The following is a 20,876-nucleotide window of genomic DNA, read 5'->3' as shown; positions in this document are numbered from 1 at the left end:
CCATGGCCCGCAGCCAATCTTCCGCACGCAAAGCCGAACCGCTCGGCGATTTCACCGAGAACATCGTCGATATTGACGTCACGTCCGAGATGGAAGGCTCCTTCCTGGAGTACGCCTACTCGGTGATCTATTCGCGCGCCCTTCCGGACGCGCGCGACGGCCTGAAGCCTGTCCAACGGCGCATTCTCTACATGATGTCCGACATGGGCCTGCGCCCGGACCGGGGTCACGTCAAGAGCGCCCGTGTTGTGGGCGAGGTCATGGGAAAGCTCCACCCCCACGGCGACGCGGCCATCTACGACGCCATGGTCCGCATGGCGCAGGACTTTTCGCTCCGCCTGCCGCTGATCGATGGCCACGGCAACTTCGGCTCGCTCGACGACGGCCCGGCGGCCCCGCGTTATACCGAGGCACGCCTGGCGGCTGCTGCGCTGACCATGACCGACCACCTCGATGAAGACGTGGTGGACTTCGTCCCGAACTACGACAACCAGCTCACGCAGCCCGAAGTCCTTCCTGCAGCTTTCCCCAACCTGCTGGTCAACGGCACTACCGGCATTGCCGTGGGCATGGCGACGAACATGGCTCCACACAACCTGGTGGAAGTCATTGCGGCCGCCCGGCACCTGATCGCCAACCCCGACGCCACCCTTGATGAGATCATGCGCTTCATCCCCGGTCCGGACCTGCCCACGGGCGGCCGCATCGTGGGTCTGGACGGGATCCGGGATGCCTATGCCACCGGTCGTGGATCCTTCAAGACACGTGCCAAGGTGGAGGTGGAGCAGTTGTCCGCCCGCCGCACCGGCCTGGTGGTCACGGAACTCCCCTACATGGTGGGCCCCGAAAAGGTCATCGAGAAGATCAAGGATGCCGTCAATGCCAAGAAGCTGACAGGCATCAGCGACGTCGTGGACCTCACGGACCGCAACCACGGTCTGCGTCTGGTGATCGAGCTTAAAAACGGCTTCAATCCCAATGCCGTGCTGCAGCAGTTGTACCGCTACTCGCCCATGGAAGATTCCTTCGGGATCAACAATGTCACGCTGGTGGATGGGCAACCGCAGACGCTCGGCCTGCTGGAACTGCTCCAGGTCTATGTGGCACACCGCCTCAACGTGGTCCGCCGGCGGACAGCTTTCCGCCTCGGCAAGAAGAAGGACCGCCTCCACCTGGTGGAAGGTCTGCTGATCGCGATTGTCGACATCGACGAGGTCATCCAGATCATCCGCTCCTCGGATGAGGCAGCGGCCGCCCGCGAACGGCTCATGTCCATCTACGACCTCACCGAGATCCAGGCGAACTACATCCTGGAGCTGCGGTTGCGGCAGCTGACCAAGTATTCACGGCTTGAACTGGAGAAGGAACAGGACGAACTGCGCCGGGAAATCGAGGCGCTCGAAGCCATCCTGGCCTCCGACGAATTGCTTCGCGACCTCGTGTCGGGAGAGCTGGGCGTCGTCGCCGAAAAGTACGGCACCCCACGGCGGACTGTGCTCCTGGAATCCGAGGCCGTATCCCCCACGGTTGCCGCCGCCCTGGCCGCCGCGCCAGGTCCCAAGGGGAAGGCAGCGGCCCTTCCCCTGGAGATTCCGGACGACCCTTGCTGGGCCTTGCTCAGCACCTCCGGGCAGATTGCCAGGACCTCCAACCAGGAGCCGTTGGTTGAAGCCGGTCCGCGCGTCAAGCACGATGTGTTCCGCTCCGTGGTCAAGACCACTGCCCGTGGAGAAATCGGTGCCGTGACATCGCAGGGGCGGATGCTGCGCCTGCAGGTCATGGACATGCCGGTGCTGCCGCCTGTCTCAGGCCTTCCCAACCTGGCCGGAGGCGTTCCTGCCAAGGACTTCATCACGCTTCTCAAGGGAGAAACGCTCATCGCGTTTGTCCCCTTGGACGCGGTTCTGGCCGTCGGTACGCGGCAGGGAGTGGTGAAGCGCGTTCAGCCGGACTACCCGCTGAACCGCGAGGATTGGGAGATCATCGCGCTGAAGGACAAGGACTCGGTTCTCGCCGTGGAGCCCGCCCAGGAGGACGACGTCGATCTCGTCTTCGTGACCAGGCAAGCCCAGTTGCTGCGGTTCAGTGCCTCCAACGTCCGCCCGCAGGGACGCACGGCCGGCGGCATGGCCGGTATCAAGCTTGCCGCCGGTGACGAGGTGATCCACTTCGGTGCCGTGCGCACCAACGATTCCGCCGCCGTCGTGGTGACCATCGCCGGCACCACGGGTGCGCTGCCGGGCACGGCCCCTGGTACCGCGAAGGTGACAGCTTTCGAGGAGTATCCGGCCAAGGGCCGCGCCACCGGTGGCGTCCGCGTCCACCGCTTCCTTAAGGGCGAAGACACTCTGCTTCTGGCGTGGGCCGGGCATGGACCGGCCAAGGCGTCGTCCGCGGCAGGGGTGGCACGCGCCCTCCCCCACGAGCACGGAAGGCGCGATGGCTCCGGCGTCCCGTTGTCACAGCCGGTTGAAGCCATTGGTCCGAGCATGACGTGGGCTGACGCCTCAGAATAGTGCCCGCGCCGGGCATGGCAGAGGCCGGAGGTTCCAGACGACCTCCAGCCTCTGCCTCGCAGCGGCCGCGGGGCCGCCAGCCGGGCTAGCCGTTCTGGTTGATGCTCAGTATGTTTCCTTCGCTGTCGAGGAACCACGCTGCGGCACTGCCGTCGGGCATGGTCGCCACGCCGTCTTCGGTCTTCAGTCCGGGGAAGTCGTAGTCCTCGAACGTGACTCCTTTGCCGCGCAACTCCTCCACCGTTGCCCTGACGTCACTTACGGTCCAGCCCATTTGGGTGTTCTTCGCCGTCCCCGCATTCGGCGTCTGATACACGAAGAATCCGGTCCCGTCGCCGCACCTGTATTGGAGGTTGTCGTCGGCGTCCGGATTCTCGGGTTCCAGTCCGAGCTTCTCGCTGTAGTAAGCGCGGGCCCGGGCTATGTCCTGTGCCGGGAGAACGGCACCAACCTGCTGATCCTTGAGCATTGTTTTCTCTTTCCGGCTCTCCCCCCGGAACGAACTCTACTCCTGGCCGGTATGGGAAGAAATCGCAATAGGGCAGCATATTTCCTGACCTGTAACGGGCTGTGGCCGGGATGAGCTTAGACTGGCCGCATGCCGATCATCCCTGATGAAAAGGACTGGACCTGGGTCCTCTCCGAGCCCTGCCCCGAATGTGGTTTCGACCCCTCAACGGTGACTCCTGCAACGGTGCCAGGCACCGTCCTGAACATGCTTCCGCGGTGGCGGGCCGTCCTGCGGCGGGAAGACGCAGCCGTGCGCCCGAACGACCATACGTGGTCGCCCCTGGAATACGCGTGCCACGTCCGCGACGTCTTCAGCCTTTTCGACCAGCGCCTGAACCTGATGCTCGCAGAGGACGACGCCCGTTTCGCCAACTGGGACCAGGACCAGGCCGCGATCGACGGTGAATACGATTCCGCTGATCCCCGTGCCGTGGCTGATGAACTCGAGGCGGAAGGCACCGTGATCGCCGAGTCCTTTGCGCGCGTCGTGGAGGACGACTGGCAGCGCACCGGGACCCGGAGCAACGGTTCAGCTTTTACTGTGCTGACGTTCTCCCAGTACTTCCTGCACGACGTTGTCCATCACCTTCACGACGTGGATGGGTAGCAGTCAGAGCATCTTTTCCCACGTCATGCTGCGGTTCACCGGGGCGTAGCCCATACCCAGGTACAGTTGCAGCGCTCCCGTGGGATTCGCAGAGTCAACGTCCAGGGACGCTATGTCCATCCCTGCCAGGGCGTAGCGGCGCATGGCGTCGGCGAGCAAAGCCTGGGCGATGCCACGGCCCCGGTAGGAGCGTCGGACGCCAAGGAGCTCGGTGTAGCCTTCCTTGAAGCCGCGCTCCACGGCGGACTGGGGATCATGGCTGGTCAGTTGATACCCGGCCACGGCACCCGTGGAACTATCGATCACTACGGCGCTGAGGTCGTGCCGCCCTGTGGGTTCCTCGATGGTGAAGCGCCACGATTCCTCGTCGCGTGGTTCACTCCCCCAGTGGTCCCGGAAGGCATCGTTGTGGGCCAGGCGCACTGGCTCGAAGAGGGAGGAATCCAGGGTCCGGAGTTCCAGCCCGGCGGGCAACGGCGCATCCGGGATCCGGCCAGCCAACGGTCTGTGCATTTCGTTGAACCAGCGCACGGCACCATAACCGTGCCCCATCAGGAGTTTCGCCTGGTGCTCGTGCTTCTCTTCGGTTTGGACCCGGAGCCGGGGCCGGGTTACAGGATGGCCGGCGGCCGCGTCCGCCTCGAAGCGGCTGCGCGTTTGCTCTTCCTGCCAGAGAAGGACCGCCGAGCCAATGCCACGTTGCTGCCATTCGGGGTCAACACACGCCATCCCGGTTGCTTTGTCGCCGCCGGGGTTCTTGGCGATGCGGCCGTAGGCACGCGGCACGCCCTTGGCGTCCACGCCCAGCAGGGTGTTCGCTTGGGGTGGGTTCTTGCTGGACTCCAGGATGTGGACGAGGTCGCCGCGTTTTTCATACCAGACCGGTTGTTCGACGGCGGCCGTCCTGGCGATCAGTCCGGCCCAACCGTCCAGGTCCGCCATGCTGGCAGGGCGCCACTGGAGGCCGGTGACCTCCGGGTCGGGCATGGCATGGCTTGCATCTTTGAAAGGCATGCCCTCAGGTTACTGAGCAGTAGGCCCTCCCACCAGTTCCGCCGCGCCCGGCCTGCGCACCGGTGTTCCTGCGGCGGACAGCTCAAGCCGCGCATCCGAGGGGTCTATGTCATCAGGGTTGTGGGTCACCAGGACCACGGTGACGTCCTTCAGACCCTTGCGAAGCACAGCCATCATTTCCCGCGCAGAGCCTGCGTCCAAATGTGCTGTTGGTTCGTCCAGCAACAGGACGGAGGCGCCCGTCAGCAGTGTCCTGGCCATGGCGAGACGCTGCCGCTCGCCACCGCTGAGGAAGGAACCACCCGGCCCGATGCGCGCATCCAGGCCACCCGGCAGGGCCGCCACTACGGCGTCAAGGCCGACGGCGGCCAGCGCCTTGTACATGTCCGCTTCGCCGGGCTTTTCGGCCGCTGGCCGGCCAAGAAGGAGGTTGCCCCGCACCGTGGAGTCGAAGAGGTGTGCTTCCTGCGGGCACCACGCGGCAGTACCGGTCAGCTTTGCCGTTCCTTCCGTGAGGGGAAGGAAGCCCAGCAGGACCGAGAGCAGTGTGGATTTGCCGGCCCCGGACGGTCCCGTGACGGCCAACCAGCGGCCCGGTGCGGCCACGGCGTTGAGTCCGGAGATGACGGTGGGCCCTCCTGGCCACGCTGCAGCCGCACCGCGCAACTCGAGTCCCTCCTGGCCGGGCCGGTCAGGCAAAGGCAACGGACCGTCGTCGTGGTTTTCCCGGCCCCGGGGACCGTCCGTTGAGTCCAAAGCGCCGGAGGAGGCCACCTTTCCCAGGACGGCCGCGAGCGCCGGTGCCTGACGCGTCGCGGAGACGATGCCCGCGAAGGGTTCCACCAGGGCCAGCAGCATCAGGACAATGACAGCGGCGAGCTCCGGAGCCACCGTACCGTCGAGCACGGAGGGAGCGCTGAGGGCGCCTGCCCAGAGTGCCGACAAAGAACACGCGAGGACGATCACTGCCTGGCCCAGACCCTCGGCCCATGCGGCGCGCTTGGCCGACACGGTGGCGGCCCGGTCTTTGCCCTCCAGGGATCCGATCACCGGTTCGCTGACGTTGTTGGCACTCAGTTCAGCCCGCGCATCCAGTGCCGCAGCAACTCCCCGGAGCACCACCGAACGCAGCTGTCGTTCGGCCTGTGCGGCGTTCCGGTCAGCCAGGACAGCCAGGGCAGGAGCAACCACCAGTCCCACCACGGCGGCGATCACCACGGCGGGCAACGCGGCAGGCACGACGATGGCGGTCGCTGCGATGGCCGCGCCGCCAACTCCTACCGCAGTAAGGGGTGGCAGGGCCACCCTGGGCAGGAGGTCGCGGAGTGTATCGACATCGTCCACGATCGATCCCAAAACGTTTCCGCCCTGCAGCAGGCGCCGCAGCGACAACGCCCGCTGGCTCAGGGTTGCCCAGAGCGATCCGCGAAGCCGTGTCATGGCCGCGAACACGGCGTCGTGGGTCAGGAGACGTTCGCAGTACCGCAGCACGGCCCGTCCGATGCCGAAGAACCTGACGCCAACGATGGCGCCCAGCAGGTAGAGGATGGGTGGTTGCTGACTGGCCCTGATGATGAGCCAGCCGGACAGGCCGGACAGGGCGACAGCGAACAGTGCGGCCAGCACCGCCACGACGCCGGCGGCTGCGAACTTCCAGCGGACAGGTTTGAGGATGGCCGCGAGGAGGCGAACGCTGCCGGCACGCGACCGGTCCGTGACGTTGAACGGCCCGGCGCTGCCGAGGGCCTCAGCCGGTTCCCTTGCGGTGTCCCGTGCGGTGTCCGTTACGGTCAAGGCGACCGGCTGCGCGGCGGCCGCGGCGGCTGTCCCGGCAGGTGTTGCCTTGTGTCCGATGGCTACAAGGTGGTCAGCGAGCGCACGGGTGGCGGAGTCATGGGCCACCAGGATCACGGTGGCCGTGCCGCGAAGCGATTCGATGGCGCGACGGACGGCGGCGGCCGAGTCGTCGTCCAGGTGAGCGGTGGGCTCATCGAGGAGCAGCAGCGTTGCGCCTGCCTCGACGCGGGCCAGACCGCGGGCCAAGGCCACACGGCGCAGTTCGCCCGGGCTTAGTTCAGCCGGGTGCTTCGCTGCCAGGTGTCCGGCGGATGCCCTGCTGAGGATCTTGGCCACCGCTTCGGCAGTGTTGCCTTCGAACCCGTCAAGGTAGAGCTCGATCTCCTTCTGCACGTTGTCGGCTGCCATGACGGGATGCTGCGGAACCCAGGCCACGGCTGCAGGAGCCACCCCCGCCACGGTGCCTGTGACGCGGGCTCCCGGCCCGTTGCCGATGAGTCCCGCCAGCACTCCCAGGACGGTGCTCTTTCCGGCGCCGCTGTCGCCGTCGAGGGCTGTGATGCTCCCCTGCGGGGCAGTGAAGTCGAGCGGTCCGACGGCGGCAGCGGTCCTGCCGCGGTACGTCACCGACAAGTCGCTGACGACGACGTCGGCGGGCTCCGTACGGCGCGTCGCGTCCGTGACGCGTCGGTGCCGGGGAGCTTCCAGTACGGCGTTGGTTGTTTCGAGGGCTGCCCGGCCGTCGTCGCTGGCGTGATGCGCGGTGCCGAGCTCCCGCAGTGGCAGGTAGCAGTCAGGGGCGAGGATCAAGGCCAGGAGGCCCGCTTCCAGGGCCATGTCCCCTGCTACGAGCCGGACACCGATGAATACTGCAACCACGGCTACCGAGATGGTGGCGATGAGTTCAAGGGCAAGCGCGGAGAGAAAAGCAGTGCGGAGCGTACCCATGGTCCTGCTGCGGTACTGCTCGGAGATGTCTTCCAATGCGGCGCGTTGCTCGCTGGCGCGGCCGAGCCCCACCAATACGGGCAGCCCCTTGGCCAGTTCCAGGATGTGGCCGGAGAGTTTCCGCAGGGTGGTTTGCGCATCCCGGACGCGGTCTTCGGTGTGTCGTCCGATCAACACCATGAACAGGGGCACCAACGGCACAGTCAGGACGATGACCACGGCGCTTACCCAGTCGGCGAAGAGGATCCGCGCTCCGATCAATAAGGGAACCGTGGCGCAATTGACCAAAGCGGGAAGGTACTGGGTGTAGTAGTCGTCCAGCGCATCCAGCCCGCGCGTCGCCAGTATCGCCAGGCCGCCGTCGTTCATTCCCTCAACGGGGGCCGAACCGCCGTCGTCCAGGGACCGCCTGAGCAGCCGCACGCGTAGTTCCTCTTTGACACCCAGAGCGGCATGACGTGCCGCAATTCCTTGTCCCCACACGGTCAGTGACCGCAGCACGGCCCCGGCCGCACCCCACAGCAGGTCGCTGTTCCAGTCACCGGAACCCGCTGCGAGACCGGCGAGCATGGCGGCCACAGCCTGCGCCATCAGGACAAGGGACAGCGCTTTGAGCGCGGACATCAGCCCCAGGACGTAGAGCGCCGAGCGGGTGGCCTGTCCGGAAGGAAACACCGGTTTCATGAGGCGGCTATTTTCCCGGTTGCGCGGGGTTGGAGGAGGCGCCTTCCTTGGAAACGAGTACTTTTGCCGCGATGGCGGGGAGGAAGCCGTGTGCCTCAGGAATGTGTGCCGCGCTGACACGCCGCCGGAAGACCCAGTAGGTCCAGGCCTGGTAGGCGATCACCAACGGCAGCCCCACGGCAGCCACAATGCTCATCAGGCCCAGCGTGTAGTCCGAGGAAGAAGCCGTGGAGATGGTCAGGTTGAAGGCGGGATCGATCGTGGAGGGAATAACCACCGGGAATGCCGCTCCGAAGATTGAGGCAGTGGCGCAGACAATGAATGCACCCAGGGCTCCAAAGGCCCGTCCCTCGGAGCCTGCGCGGGCCAGTGCCCAGGCCAGGACCACTGCGATGACGGCGGCAGCTACCAGAGCCCACGTCCATGGCTTGCCGCTGAGGAACTGGACTGCCACCATCCACCCGAACATCGGCAGAACCGCGGCCGGGACCAACCGCACAAACCAGCGGCGGGCACGGTGCCGCACCTCGCCGTCGGTCTTGAGGGCAAGGAATGCCAGGGCGTGCACCAGGGCGAAGGCCACCACTCCGAAGCCACCCAGAAGCGCGTAGCCGCTGAACCAGGACATCGGGCCGCCCTCCCGGTCTCCGTTGGCGTTCAGGGGCAGGCCCGTGGTGGTGAGCGCAAGTGCTGCACCGATGCCGAAAGCGGCAACGAAGGAGCCGACGGCGATCGCCCAGTCCCAGCGGTTGCGCCAGCGTTCGGAATCGACCTTGCCCCGGTATTCGAAGGCAACGGCCCGGAAAATCAAGGCAACCAGGACTGCCAGGAGCGGCAGGTAGAGGGCGGAGAACAGAGACGCGTACCAGAGCGGGAAGGCGGCGAAGGTAGCGCCGGCTGCGGTCAGCAACCACACCTCGTTTCCGTCCCAGACCGGACCGATGGTGTTCAGCAGGACCCGGCGGTCGGTGTTGTTTCGTGCGAACAGCTTCATGAGCATGCCCACGCCGAGGTCAAAGCCCTCAAGGAAGAGGTAGCCGGTCCACAGGACGGCGATGGCCACGAACCAAATGGTTGGCAACAGTTCCATTGTCAGTTTCCCCTGCTCCTAGTAAGCGAATGCCAGGACGTCGTCGCCGGACTTGTCCGGGGTGTCGTTGTCTTTGCCATCCCCGTTCGGGGACCCGTCCTTGTCTTTGCCATGCCCCAGTTCCGGCATCGCGGAAGCAACGCCACCGCGGACATATTTGACCAGCAGCTTCACTTCCACCACCAGCAGCACCGCGTAGATTGCCGTAAGCACTACCAGCGAAGTCAGGATCTCCCCTGCGCTGACCCCTGGGGACACCGCAGCGGCGGTGAACATGAAGACCTGGTCGATGCCGTTCATATCCGGATTAGGGGCAACGACGAACGGCTGCCGGCCCATTTCGGTGAAGATCCAGCCTGCGGCGTTGGCGCCAAAGGGCGCCAGGATTCCGAAGACCGCAATCCGCATGAGCCACTTGGACTCCGGGACTACGCCCTTACGCGTTACCCAGAGGGCCAGCAGCGCGGCCAGGGCTGCGACGCCGCCGAATCCGATCATCATGCGGAAGCCCCAGTAGGTCACTTCCATGACGGGAACGTATTGGATTTCCTGTCCGGCGCGGTCGCCGTAGAGCGGGTTGTCCGGCAGATTGGTGCCGTACTTCTCTTTGTACTCGCCGAGCAGGCTGTTGACTCCCTTGACCTCGGTGGTGAAGTCTCCCTTGGCCAGGAAGGAGAGGATGCCCGGCACTTCGATGACGGCCACGACATCTTCACAGTTGGAAGAGCCCACGTTTCCGACGCTCAGTATCGAGAACCCTGTTCCATCGTGGCAGGCCGCTTCCGCTGCAGCCATCTTCATGGGCTGCTGTTCGAACATGAGCTTGCCTTGGAGGTCGCCGGTGAAGGCCGTTCCTGCGAAGGAAATCATGGCCACGACGGCGCCGATGCGCAGGGACTTCATCCAGACTGTGTAGTCGGCTTTGTCCCGCCCGGGGATCTGCGGCGCATCACCGGGAATGATCCGGCCGTCCTTGCCCACGGTGTCGATCCCATCGTGGCGTCGACGCCACAGGTGGTACCAGGCGATTCCCAGGAGGAAGGCTCCGGCGACGGCCAGCGCACCAAACAGGGTGTGGGGCACCGCTACCAGGGCAGTGTTGTTGGTGAAGACGGCCCAGGCGTCGGTCATGACGGGGCGTCCGTCCACCATTTCAACTCCCACGGGGTGCTGCATCCAGGAGTTGGCCACAATGATGAAGTAGGCAGAGAAGACCGAGCCGATGACCGCGATCCACAGGCAGGCGAGGTGGACGCCGCGCTTCAGTTGCTTCCAGCCAAAGATCCAAAGCCCAAGGAACGTGGACTCCACGAAGAATGCCAGCAGCGCTTCGAGAGCGAGGGGCGCCCCGAACACGTCACCGACGAAGCGGCTGTACTCACTCCAGGCCATGCCGAACTGGAATTCCTGGACGATGCCGGTGGCCACGCCCATGATGAAGTTGATCAGGAAGAGCTTTCCCCAGAACTTGGTCATGCGCAGGTACTCGGGCTTGCCCGTGCGGTACCACATGGTCTGGATGATGGCCACGACCAAACCCAGCCCAATGGTGAGGGGCACCATCATGAAGTGGTAAACGGTAGTGATACCGAATTGCCAGCGTGCGATTTCCAAGGCGTCCATGGCTGTCCTTTGTGCGGTGGACCGAAGTACGATGACGTTAGTTCTACATGGCGTAGAAAACTTCTCTTCTACACAGTGTAGAACAAATGCCGGGCAACGAAACCCATTCTTCAAGTGGCATCGGCCACGCGCAAGAGGTCACCGGGCGTGGCGGCGCGCCGACAGTTCTACCTCACGTAGAATCAGCGTAGGAAAAGCGGTAGATTTATTGTGGAATGTTGGATCATCGCTCCCAGCGGCAGTAACCCTGCAGCAGGAAGCGGAAGGTAGGGAAGTAACGATGGCAAGTCTTGGGGAACTGGAACGGGCAGTGATGGATCTGCTCTGGGCAGGCCAGGAAGCTGCAACCGCCAATACGCTGCGCGATCTTCTGGCGCAGGACTCGGAGGCCGGCGACGGCACCGCAGGCCATCAAGGCAAAGACCTGGCAGTAACCACCGTCCTGACCGTGCTGTCACGCCTGGAAAAGAAGGGTCTGGTGGAACGCGAGCGGGGAACGCGCCCGCACCGTTACCAGGCAGTCTCCAGCCGCGCCGACCACACTGCGGAACTGATGCACGAAGTCCTGGGCTCCGCTCCGGACCGTGAGGCTGTCCTTGCCCGCTTCATTGGCTCCGTCACCGAAAGTGAAGCCGCTACCCTGCGCAAACTGCTCGGCTACAATTAGCCACTATGTTCTGGACCTCATACCTGCTTGCGGTCCTGGCATTGATTCTGGCGTGGCCGGTTCCCGTCCTGCTGTCGCGCGCACAGTGGCCGGCACGGTCGCCCTTCACCGCCATGGTGCTGTGGCAGGCCATAGCCCTTGCCGGTGGATTGTCGATGATCGGCGCCATGCTGGTCTACGGTCTGGAACCGATTGGCGACAACCTCCTTGCCGGCCTCAGGAGCCTGGCCGGAATGGTGTTCAACAATGAGCCCACCACTGCTTTGGGTTTCTGGCACCTTTTTGCCCTCTCCGCCGCCGCACTCCTGACCGCGCATCTCGTTTTCACCCTGTTGCTGACGTACTACAAGATTGAGCGCCAGCGTCGCCGGCACCGGGAACTTCTCGCGCTGCTGGCATCACCCTCCGACGACGGTCCCGGGACCGTCGTGATCAACCATGAGTCCCCGGTTGCTTACTGCCTGCCCGGCGGCGCCCGTTCGGTCACGGTCCTGTCCGATGGCCTCATGGCCGCACTCGATCCAGCCGAGCTGCGGGCCGTCCTCATCCATGAGAACGCCCATCTTTCCCAGCGGCACGATCTTTTGCTGTGGGCCTTCGCTGCCTGGCGCCAGGCCCTCCCCTGGTTTCCCACAACCCGCCTCGCCCAGACAGCCGTGAACTCCCTGATCGAGATGCTGGCGGACGACGTCGCGCTTCGGACCGAAAGCAAGGGCACGCTCATCAAGGCCATCGCCATCGTAGCCAGCGGCAGCTCCCAGCCGGCCGTCAGCGCCGCCGCGCTGAAGGGTGGTGGCGCCGTCGTCGAGGGCAACGGTGTCAGCGCCACCGGAGGTGCCGATTCACCGCGTACGACGGCGTCACGCGTCAGCCGCCTGCTCTCGCCGCAGCCGCCCCTCACCAAGGGGCTGAGGGTACTGGTCCTTGCTGCCTCGGCGATGCTGCTGGCCGTTCCCACAGCACTGTTGATTGTGCCCGGTCTGCTCGGTTAGCCGGCAGGGATGGGCTCCGCCCACAGTGCCAGCAGCGCAGCTTCCTAAGGACACCACAGCGCCTTGTTACATTTAGGGGCGTGAATCCGCCCGAAAAGACCGGCCCTGCGCGCAGGTCTCCCTACCAGCGGTGGCCCCTTTATGCTGCGGGCTTCACTACGGCTTTCGGGGCGCATGCTGTTGCCGCAGGTCTTGGCGCCGAAAGCCAGGACATCGGACTGAGCCTTCTCGGACTGGGTATTCTGCTCGCTTTGTATGACGTTGCCGAAGTCTTCCTCAAGCCTGTCTTCGGCGCACTGAGCGACCGCATCGGGCCCAAGCCGGTGATCGTGGGCGGGCTTCTGGCCTTCGCCGCCGCGTCTTTGGCGGGTCTTTGGGCTGAACAACCCGGCATGCTCGCCGCGGCCAGGCTCGGTCAAGGCGTGGCAGCATCGGCCTTTTCACCGGCTTCCTCCGCCAGTGTCGCCCGGCTCGCGGGCAACAATACCGGCCGCTATTTTGGGCGTTACGGCTCCTGGAAAGGCCTCGGCTACGCCCTGGGGCCGCTATTGGGCGCCGGTGCCATCCTGGCGGGCGGTTTCGGGCTCCTGTTCTCCGTCCTGTCCGGCGTGGCCCTTGTGGTGGCCGTATGGGTCCTCGTCTCCATGCCGCGTTTGGAACCATTGCCCAGGACCCGGTACACCCTGGCGGACGTGTGGCGGCAGAGCACCGGGAAGACGTTCCTGGGCTCCACACTGGTGCTCGCAGCGGCCACAGGGGCGCTCGGGGCTGCTGTTGGCTTCCTTCCGGCCCTTGCCGCCAGGGACGGACTGGGCACTGCCGGGAGCGTCGCCGTCGTGACTGTCCTGGCCCTTGCGTCCTCCGCAGTCCAGCCACGTATTGGCGCCCTGCGGGATCGCGGCATACTTACCGACAGGCCGGGGATGATCGCCGGACTGTCATGCATCGCCGTGGGGATCCTGATCGCGGCCACCTTGCCAGGGGCACTCTGGATCTACGCTGCGGCCTTGCTCATTGGAGTCGGGATTGGCGTGGCGACGCCGCTCGCGTTCGCCCATCTTGCAGATTCCACACCCAAGGCCAGGCTCGGCCTGACCATGGGCTCGGCCGAGCTCGGGCGGGAACTCGGCGACGCCGGGGGTCCGTTACTGGTAGGTGGTATCGCCGTTGCCGCAGGGCTGCCCTGGGGGCTGGGTGCGCTAGCAGTTCTGGTGGGAGCGGCAGCGTTCGCCGCGCCCGCCGCTGCCCCCAGCCACGCAGCGTCCGCCCGGGAGCCACGGTGATCCCCTGGTGGGGCTAAGCGTCGATACGCTCCCGGTCCAAGGTTGCTGCGCCGGCGATGATGAATTCCTTGCGTGGTGCCACATCCGAGCCCATCAGCAGGTCGAAGACTTCTTCCGCCCGCTGCGCACTGTCGATACCGACTTTCCGCAGGGTCCTGTGCCGGGGATCCATGGTGGTCTCCGCCAATTGCTGGGCGTCCATCTCGCCAAGGCCCTTGTAGCGCTGGATCGGTTCTTTATACCGTTTCCCTTCCTTGACCAGCTTCGCGAGGAGCACGTGAAGCTCGGCTTCGGAGTAGGTATAGATCATCTCGTTGGCCTTCTGGCCCGGGTTGATGACTTCCACGCGGTGCAGCGGCGGGACTGCGGCGAACACCCGGCCGGCTTCGACCATGGGCCGCATGTACCGGAAGAACAGCGTCAGCAGCAGAGTACGGATGTGGGCACCGTCAACGTCGGCATCCGTCATGAGGATGACTTTGCCATAGCGCGCCGCATCAAGGTCGAAGCTTCGGCCGGAACCGGCGCCCACCACCTGGATCAGGGCAGCGCACTCAGCGTTGGACAGCATGTCGCCCACCGACGCCTTCTGGACGTTCAGGATCTTTCCACGAATCGGCAGCAGCGCCTGGAAATCCGAGGACCGCGCAAGCTTCGCTGTTCCGAGCGCGGAGTCACCCTCCACGATGAACAATTCCGACCGTGCCACATCATCCGTGCGGCAGTCAGCCAGCTTGGTAGGCATTGACGAGGTCTCCAGCGCGTTCTTGCGGCGCTGGGTCTCCTTGTGGACGCGGGCTGAGATGCGCGATTTCATCTCGCTGACCATCTTCTCCAGCAGGAGGGCCGACTGTGCCTTGTCATTGCGGTTGGCCGAGTTCAGCCGTGCGGTGATTTCCTTTTCAACCACCTTGGCAACGATCGCCCGAACCGCTGAAGTGCCAAGAATCTCCTTGGTCTGCCCTTCGAACTGCGGCTCAGCCAGGCGAACAGTCAGGACGGCCGTCAAGCCGGCAAGAATGTCGTCCTTTTCGATCTTGTCGTTGCCCGCTTTGAGCTTGCGGGCATTGGTTTCCACGGCCTTACGGAAGGTCTTCAGGAGGGCAGCTTCAAAGCCCGACTGGTGCGTGCCACCCTTGGGCGTTGCAATGATGTTGACGTAACTGCGCATGGTGGTTTCATAGCCGATCCCCCAACGCAGTGCGATGTCGACTTCGCAGTCACGCTCCACTTCGGCGATCTTGCTGTGCCCGTTCTCATCCAGCACAGGAACGGTTTCCTTGAATTTCCCGGATCCGTGAAGCCGCCACACATCGGTAACGCCGGAGTCGGCTGCCAGGAATTCAACGAATTCACTGATACCGCCGTCGTGGTGGAACACTTCCTCGTGGACCCCGTGCTCACCGGGGGTGCCGGCGAGCTTTCGTTCGTCGCGGACCGTGATCCGCAAGCCAGGCACGAGGAAGGACGTCTGGCGGGCGCGGGCCACCAGATCGTCATAGGAGAACTTCGCGTCGGGGGTGAAAATCTGGCGGTCCGCCCAGTAGCGCACACGGGTTCCCGTGACGCCCCGCTTGGCCTTGCCCACAACGTCCAGTACCGAATTCTCAACGAATGGTTCGAACGGCGAATCAGGTCCGGTCTTGGAGCCGGCATCGAGGAAGCGGCCAGGTTCACCCCGGCGGAAGGACATCTGATAGGTCTTGCTACCGCGGTCCACCTGGACATCGAGGCGGCTGGACAGTGCATTGACCACGGAAGCGCCCACGCCATGCAGGCCACCGGACGCCGTGTAGGAGCCGCCGCCGAATTTGCCGCCCGCGTGCAGCTTGGTAAAGACGACTTCGACGCCGGACAGGCCGGTTTTGGGCTCGACGTCCACGGGAATGCCACGGCCGTCATCATGGATTTCCACTGAGTTGTCCGCGTGCAGGATCACCTTGATGTCGTGCCCAAAGCCGGCCAGGGCTTCGTCCACGGCGTTGTCGATGATTTCCCACAGGCAGTGCATGAGGCCACGTGAGTCGGTGGAGCCGATGTACATGCCCGGGCGCTTGCGGACCGCTTCCAGGCCCTCCAGGACAGACAAATGCCGGGCGTTGTATTCAGAACTCGGTGCCACGTGGGGGTGTGCTCCTTCGGGGGTATAACTCAGGGTGCTTCCCAGCCGTATGTCGCTGGTATTTCGCTGGTAATTCAAGGCAAACACTGCCCATACTAGGCTAGCCGCCGTGGCCCTTAGGTACTGGTTGCCACTCCCGGCGTCCGATGATCCGCATCGTTACGTTACGCACATGTGATACGCGGACAGCGAAAGTGACCCATCCTTGCCATGGATCTGCGTCGAATGCTGGTTATATGGATGTACAGAACTACTAAGGAGGCCGACATGACAACAGCAGTTGCAGACCGCACACTGAACGCCGCTGACCGGTGCGATCGTTGCGGAGCCCAGGCGTATGTCCGCGTTGTACTCGAGTCCTCCGGTGGTGAGCTGCTCTTCTGCGGCCACCACGCACGTGCAGTTGAAGCCACGCTCCGGCCCATGACTTCCGACTGGCATGATGAGACCGAGCGCCTCAATGAGAAGGCACCCGTACCCGTCGACTAACGTACACGTCGACTGGACAATGCAACCGGCAAGAGTCCGGAACCACATCGAGCCAAAGGACCCCTCCCCACCGGGAGGGGTCCTTTTTGCTGTATCCGTCTGCTTCCACAGGGCGCTGCTTAATGCCGGTTCCGCCGTGGATTGATGTCCGGGCGGTCAACAAGAAAGCGGCCCAGCCGGATAACCGACTGGGCCGCTTTGGTGCTGACGCACTTGCTTGGAACGTTTAGTCCAGGTAGTCCCGCAGGACCTGCGAGCGGGACGGGTGCCGCAGCTTGGACATGGTCTTGGATTCGATCTGGCGGATGCGCTCACGCGTCACTCCGTAGACCTTGCCGATTTCGTCTAAAGTCTTCGGCTGGCCATCAGTGAGGCCGAAGCGCATGGCGACCACGCCTGCTTCACGCTCTGACAAGGTGTCCAAAACTGAGTGCAACTGCTCCTGCAGGAGCGTGAAGCTCACTGCATCAGCCGGAACAACTGCTTCGGAGTCCTCGATCAGGTCACCGAACTCGGAGTCGCCGTCCTCGCCCAACGGGGTGTGGAGCGAGATGGGTTCGCGACCGTACTTCTGGACCTCGACGACCTTTTCGGGTGTCATGTCCAGTTCCAGTGCCAGCTCCTCGGGCGTGGGCTCGCGGCCCAGGTCCTGAAGCATCTGGCGCTGAACGCGGGCCAGCTTGTTGATGACTTCGACCATGTGCACCGGAATACGGATGGTGCGGGCCTGGTCAGCCATGGCACGGGTAATTGCCTGGCGGATCCACCACGTGGCGTAAGTGGAGAACTTGAAGCCCTTGGTGTAGTCGAACTTCTCCACGGCGCGGATAAGGCCCAGGTTGCCTTCCTGGATCAGGTCCAGGAACAGCATGCCTCGTCCGGTGTAACGCTTCGCGAGCGATACAACCAGGCGAAGGTTGGCCTCGAGCAGGTGGTTCTTTGCACGCTTGCCATCGTGGATGACGAACTCGAGCTCCCGCTTGAGCTTGGGATCCATGGATCCGTCATCCGCGTTGATCTTTTCCTCAGCGAAGAGCCCGGCCTCGATGCGGAGGGCCAGATCGACTTCCTGTTCGGCGTTCAGCAAGGCCACCTTGCCGATTTGCTTCAGGTAGTCCTTGACGGGGTCTGCGGTTGCACCAGCTGACATGACCTGCTGTACAGGTGCGTCGTCATCATCGGCATCCGAGTAGACAAAGCCTGAGCCGGATGGGGCGGCCTTGTCTTTGGCGGCAGTCGCGCCGTCCTCGGTGTCGTCGTCTCCGACTTCGACTTCCTCCGCTGCTGCGGGGTCGAAGTCTTCGTCCTCGGCGCTGGGCTCCTCGGCGTCGGTGGCGGAGGAGCTGTTCGCTGCTTCGGCAGCGGCCTTCGCACCGGGCTTGGGTCCACGCTTCTTCGGGGCAGGCTTGTCAGAGTCGCCCTCTGAAGCCTTGTTGGCAGCACGTGTCGCGGCGCGCTTTGCCGATGTGGCCGCCTTCTTTTCCTCAGCGGACAATTCGGCCTGGGCGGCGGGTTCCTTCTCGACGGAAGACGGGGTCACAGAAAACCTTTCTAGCGGCGGTCTGTGGAATCACCATACGGGCAACACCACTATGACCCTGTCAAGTCCGCGATCAACTTCAAATGCGATCACCGCCTGCAGAGTCTTTGATTACAACTACCGGCGACGCTGGATTGTTCCCGTCTCCGGGCCCATCCAGGCATTCAAACGCGGACCCAACCGGGTCTCGGCATCCATTGTCTCACGGTTTTGCGAAACGTACGCCTGTTGAGTGCCAAGGAAACTAGGCAGGTGCATTGCCCGGCCCCTTCCATGCGGAGTCGGGGCGGCGCGCCCACCCACATAGAACGCCCTCCCCCAGAATCTCCATGAGCAGCTCCGCCAAGCGGTAGCCTGGCTGGGCGTCTCCGGCCCGGCTCAGGCAGGCGTGTGCGAGGGAACCGTTGCCCCTGCACCAGAAAATCCACCCTTGCAGGGTCAGCGCAGCGGCTGCCACTTCTCCCAGCTCGCCCTCGATGGTCAGTAGGGCAAGGGCCTGTTGCAGCACGTCTAAGTCGCTCCAGCAGGGCACCTCCGGATGCATGCCCAACAGGACATCGCCGTAGGTGTAAACGTCGGCGGGCTCCCCGGATCCTTCAGTACGGGCGGCCCCCGACTGGTTTTCGGTGGTTGGCCCGACATCGGGCACGCCCAGTTCCCGAGAATCAAAAGGTGGGCTGTCCAGCCCATCCTCGACGAAGAGTCCGAATTCTTCAGCGCCGGACTTTGCAGCATCCGTGCCGGCTGCGGCCATCACCACCACCGCGTCCCGCCACGCCGTCACTTTCAGCGTGGTCCTAAGAAATCCGATGAGCGTCGCATCAGCGGCCGGGTCCAGGGGAGCATTCCGGAGGGCCCTGGCCATGACGTACCGCCACACAGCAAGGACAGCATCGAAGCAGGCCTCGCTGCGCCAGCTGCCAAGTATCTGTTGACCGAATTGCACCTCCGCTTCCGATACCCGGGATCCGTGCGGGCCGGACAAGGCGAGTCCCAGCCCTTCAAAGCCTTTTCGTGGGGACGGTCCGATGGCATTCCCCTGGTACACCAATTCCGCACTGAGCCGGCTGTCCTTGATCCGTTCAACGGCGAACCCGGGAAGCGGGCAACAGCCTTCATCGACGCAGTAGGCTCCCCGCCAGTAGTCGGCACCCACCAACCAAGCGTCACGCACTGAGAGATCGACGCAGTCGAGGCTGGCCCTGAGGGCATCGAGCAAGGGCGTCATCCGGCCAACCACTGAGCCGTCCTGCCAACCGCCATCGGTATACACGGCGAGGACCACGCCATTGGCAGCCTCATCGGCAATCAGATACTGGCGCACATGTTCAGCGAAACGGGCCATGGCTGCGTGGGAGGACAACGCCGGCAGGTCTACCCGGAGGGTTGCGCCCAGGAGCTTTCCCTGCATCGTGATGGCCACGAGGCTGTCCTCGGGCCAATAGCCCAGCATGTGGGGTATGTAGCCAAGGATGTCTTCGGGCTGGTGGATGTTAAGAGTTTTGTTGGTGGTCATGCCTCAAGCCTGCGCACCGGCGAAGACAAGGAACAGGCACAAACCCAGCTATGTGGAAAAGCCGTCAGGGTGCGGAGGCGGCTGCTGCGCGCCTTCTACTCCCCCGCCGCTCTAGTCCCCGCCGCCTTGGAGCGTGCCTCGCGCCGGCGCTCCAGGCGCTCACGCCGCTGCCTTGCGAGCGCGGTTGCCAATGGAGGGACGTGGATGCCCTGGCTTGCCATTTGGCGCCGGACTTTCCGCCGGGTGACCAGAATCAGGACGGTTCCGATCGCGAGCAGCAGGAACTGGACACTGAGGGCAATCCGGAACGGTGCGAGGCCGTACAACTCTCCGCCGGAGAATCCGCTGGCGTTCAGGAGGTCGAGCACCAGGCCAATGAGGTAGATGGCAATGAGGGCGGCGATGAAGCCGCCAACGTTGACGATTCCTGTTGCCGTGCCGATCCGGTGTGAAGGATTGAACGTCCGGGCGAAGTCAAAGCCGATCATGGAGCCCGGGCCACCGATGGCAAGCACCACAACCAAGAGAACCAGAAGCCAGAGTGGAGCCCGCTCAGGAAGAAGGAGCACGGCCGCCCACGCCATGGCCGTGGCGGTGGTGATGAGAAGGACCATTGCCGATCTGCGCATGGGGTGCCTGGAGACGAACCGTCCTAGTCCTGGTCCGGCAACGATGGCCGTTGCCACGAAGAGCGCCATCAGGGCGGACACCGTGCCGGCGTCCAGTCCCTGGGCTGAGAGCAGGAACGGGTATCCCCAGGTCATCGCAAAGAGGTTGCCGCTGAACTGTACGGTGAAGTGGCTCCATAGGCCCAGCCTGGTCCCGGGCTGTTTCCAGGCGCTGGACAGGGAAACGCCCGTGGCCCGCAGGCCTTGGGCCGAAGCCTTGGCGGGGTGGCCCGGAGGGGCGTCCCGCAACAGGCAAAGGACCAGGACAACTGCCAGCACCGACATCGCTGCCAGTGTCAGGAACGCCGGCGTCCATCCGGCAGAATGCAGCAACAACGCGAACGGGACCACACTGAACAGCTGGCCCAGCTGGCCGCACATGCCAGTCAACTGGGTCACCAGGGGAACCCTTGCCGGGGCGAACCACAGGGGAACAAGGCGGATTACCGAGATGAACGTCATGGCATCGCCCGCCCCTACGAGAACGCGGCCCAGGACACCGCCGGGAATGCTCTCAGCGAAAGCAAGCTGGAGTTGTCCGGCGGCCATGAGGACAGCACCGCCGGCCACCATGACCCGCGACCCGAACCGGTCCACCAGTACGCCCACCGGAATCTGCAGCCCTGCATAGACCAACAACTGAAGGACGGTGAAGAAGGAGATGGCTGAGGCGCTGGCGTGGAACCGTTCAGTTGCCTCCAAACCTGCCACGCCGAAGGAAGTCCGCTGCGCTACAGCCACGAGGTAGGCGAAGATGCCTATGGTCCAAATAAGCCAGGCGCGGGGAGAAGTCACACCTCAATTATGCCG

15 protein-coding genes are annotated in these 20,876 nt (G+C 64.2%); 6 read left to right on the top strand and 9 right to left on the bottom strand.

The features are described 5' to 3' along the window. Window positions 1–2: 2 nt before the first annotated feature. Window positions 3–2,516: a DNA topoisomerase (ATP-hydrolyzing) subunit A gene (locus tag HMI60_RS01480; RefSeq protein ID WP_018778694.1), complete on the top strand. Its 2,514-nt coding sequence runs from the start codon at window positions 3–5 to the stop codon at window positions 2,514–2,516. An 85-nt stretch (window positions 2,517–2,601) separates the two neighbouring features. Here the strand turns inward: HMI60_RS01480 and HMI60_RS01475 are convergent, their stop codons facing one another. Then, entirely contained in the window at window positions 2,602–2,985 is a 384-nt protein-coding gene (locus HMI60_RS01475) for a VOC family protein (protein WP_018778695.1), read from the bottom strand. Window positions 2,986–3,114: 129 nt separating this feature from the next. Here HMI60_RS01475 and HMI60_RS01470 point away from each other — a divergent pair, with 129 nt between their 5' ends. Continuing rightward, window positions 3,115–3,633, top strand: coding sequence for a DinB family protein (locus tag HMI60_RS01470; protein ID WP_018778696.1), 519 nt, complete (start codon window positions 3,115–3,117; stop codon window positions 3,631–3,633). 3 nt (window positions 3,634–3,636) lie between these two features. On the opposite strand, the gene HMI60_RS01465 is transcribed toward HMI60_RS01470, so the two are convergent. The 4 genes from HMI60_RS01465 to HMI60_RS01450 are packed head-to-tail and all read right to left on the bottom strand — an operon-like array spanning window position 3,637 to window position 10,789. Further along, entirely contained in the window at window positions 3,637–4,647 is a 1,011-nt protein-coding gene (locus HMI60_RS01465) for a GNAT family N-acetyltransferase (protein ID WP_193590416.1), read from the bottom strand. Between the two features lie 9 nt (window positions 4,648–4,656). Next, window positions 4,657–8,076 (bottom strand): thiol reductant ABC exporter subunit CydD, encoded by a 3,420-nt coding sequence (cydD, locus tag HMI60_RS01460; protein WP_193590415.1) that lies wholly within the window; start codon window positions 8,074–8,076, stop codon window positions 4,657–4,659. A gap of 7 nt (window positions 8,077–8,083) precedes the next feature. After that, entirely contained in the window at window positions 8,084–9,166 is a 1,083-nt protein-coding gene (cydB, locus tag HMI60_RS01455) for a cytochrome d ubiquinol oxidase subunit II (RefSeq protein WP_039240777.1), read from the bottom strand. A gap of 18 nt (window positions 9,167–9,184) precedes the next feature. After that, window positions 9,185–10,789 (bottom strand): cytochrome ubiquinol oxidase subunit I, encoded by a 1,605-nt coding sequence (locus tag HMI60_RS01450; RefSeq protein ID WP_018778700.1) that lies wholly within the window; start codon window positions 10,787–10,789, stop codon window positions 9,185–9,187. 280 nt (window positions 10,790–11,069) lie between these two features. Between HMI60_RS01450 and HMI60_RS01445 the strand changes: the two genes are divergently transcribed. From HMI60_RS01445 to HMI60_RS01435, 3 genes are all read left to right on the top strand, one after another. After that, complete coding sequence (locus HMI60_RS01445) at window positions 11,070–11,456, top strand: BlaI/MecI/CopY family transcriptional regulator (protein ID WP_011774471.1); 387 nt, start codon at window positions 11,070–11,072, stop codon at window positions 11,454–11,456. A gap of 5 nt (window positions 11,457–11,461) precedes the next feature. After that, window positions 11,462–12,448 (top strand): M56 family metallopeptidase, encoded by a 987-nt coding sequence (locus HMI60_RS01440; protein ID WP_039240773.1) that lies wholly within the window; start codon window positions 11,462–11,464, stop codon window positions 12,446–12,448. An 80-nt stretch (window positions 12,449–12,528) separates the two neighbouring features. Continuing rightward, window positions 12,529–13,731 (top strand): MFS transporter, encoded by a 1,203-nt coding sequence (locus tag HMI60_RS01435; RefSeq protein WP_193590414.1) that lies wholly within the window; start codon window positions 12,529–12,531, stop codon window positions 13,729–13,731. A gap of 13 nt (window positions 13,732–13,744) precedes the next feature. Here HMI60_RS01435 and HMI60_RS01430 read toward each other — a convergent pair whose 3' ends face one another. Beyond that, window positions 13,745–15,853, bottom strand: coding sequence for a type IIA DNA topoisomerase subunit B (locus tag HMI60_RS01430; protein WP_039240769.1), 2,109 nt, complete (start codon window positions 15,851–15,853; stop codon window positions 13,745–13,747). 267 nt (window positions 15,854–16,120) lie between these two features. Between HMI60_RS01430 and HMI60_RS01425 the strand changes: the two genes are divergently transcribed. Further along, the gene (locus tag HMI60_RS01425) at window positions 16,121–16,342 is read left to right on the top strand and encodes a hypothetical protein (RefSeq protein WP_018778705.1); all 222 of its coding nucleotides are present in this window, start codon (window positions 16,121–16,123) and stop codon (window positions 16,340–16,342) included. A 226-nt stretch (window positions 16,343–16,568) separates the two neighbouring features. Here the strand turns inward: HMI60_RS01425 and HMI60_RS01420 are convergent, their stop codons facing one another. From HMI60_RS01420 to HMI60_RS01410, 3 genes are all read right to left on the bottom strand, one after another. Next, window positions 16,569–17,882 carry an RNA polymerase sigma factor gene (locus tag HMI60_RS01420; protein WP_018778706.1) on the bottom strand — a complete coding sequence of 438 codons (1,314 nt, stop codon included), beginning with the start codon at window positions 17,880–17,882 and terminating at the stop codon, window positions 16,569–16,571. Window positions 17,883–18,126: 244 nt separating this feature from the next. After that, on the bottom strand, window positions 18,127–19,398 hold the full coding sequence (locus HMI60_RS01415; protein WP_193590413.1) for a DUF4192 domain-containing protein: 1,272 nt from the start codon (window positions 19,396–19,398) through the stop codon (window positions 18,127–18,129). Between the two features lie 95 nt (window positions 19,399–19,493). After that, entirely contained in the window at window positions 19,494–20,861 is a 1,368-nt protein-coding gene (locus HMI60_RS01410; protein ID WP_018778708.1) for a nitrate/nitrite transporter, read from the bottom strand. Between the last annotated feature and the right edge of the window lie 15 nt (window positions 20,862–20,876).

The sequence above is a fragment of the Paenarthrobacter sp. YJN-D genome (assembly GCF_015040335.1).
GTDB classification, from domain to species: domain Bacteria; phylum Actinomycetota; class Actinomycetes; order Actinomycetales; family Micrococcaceae; genus Arthrobacter; species Arthrobacter nicotinovorans.
The sequence above is the reverse complement of the archived record's forward strand: the minus strand, read 5'-3'. Positions and strand labels throughout refer to the sequence as shown.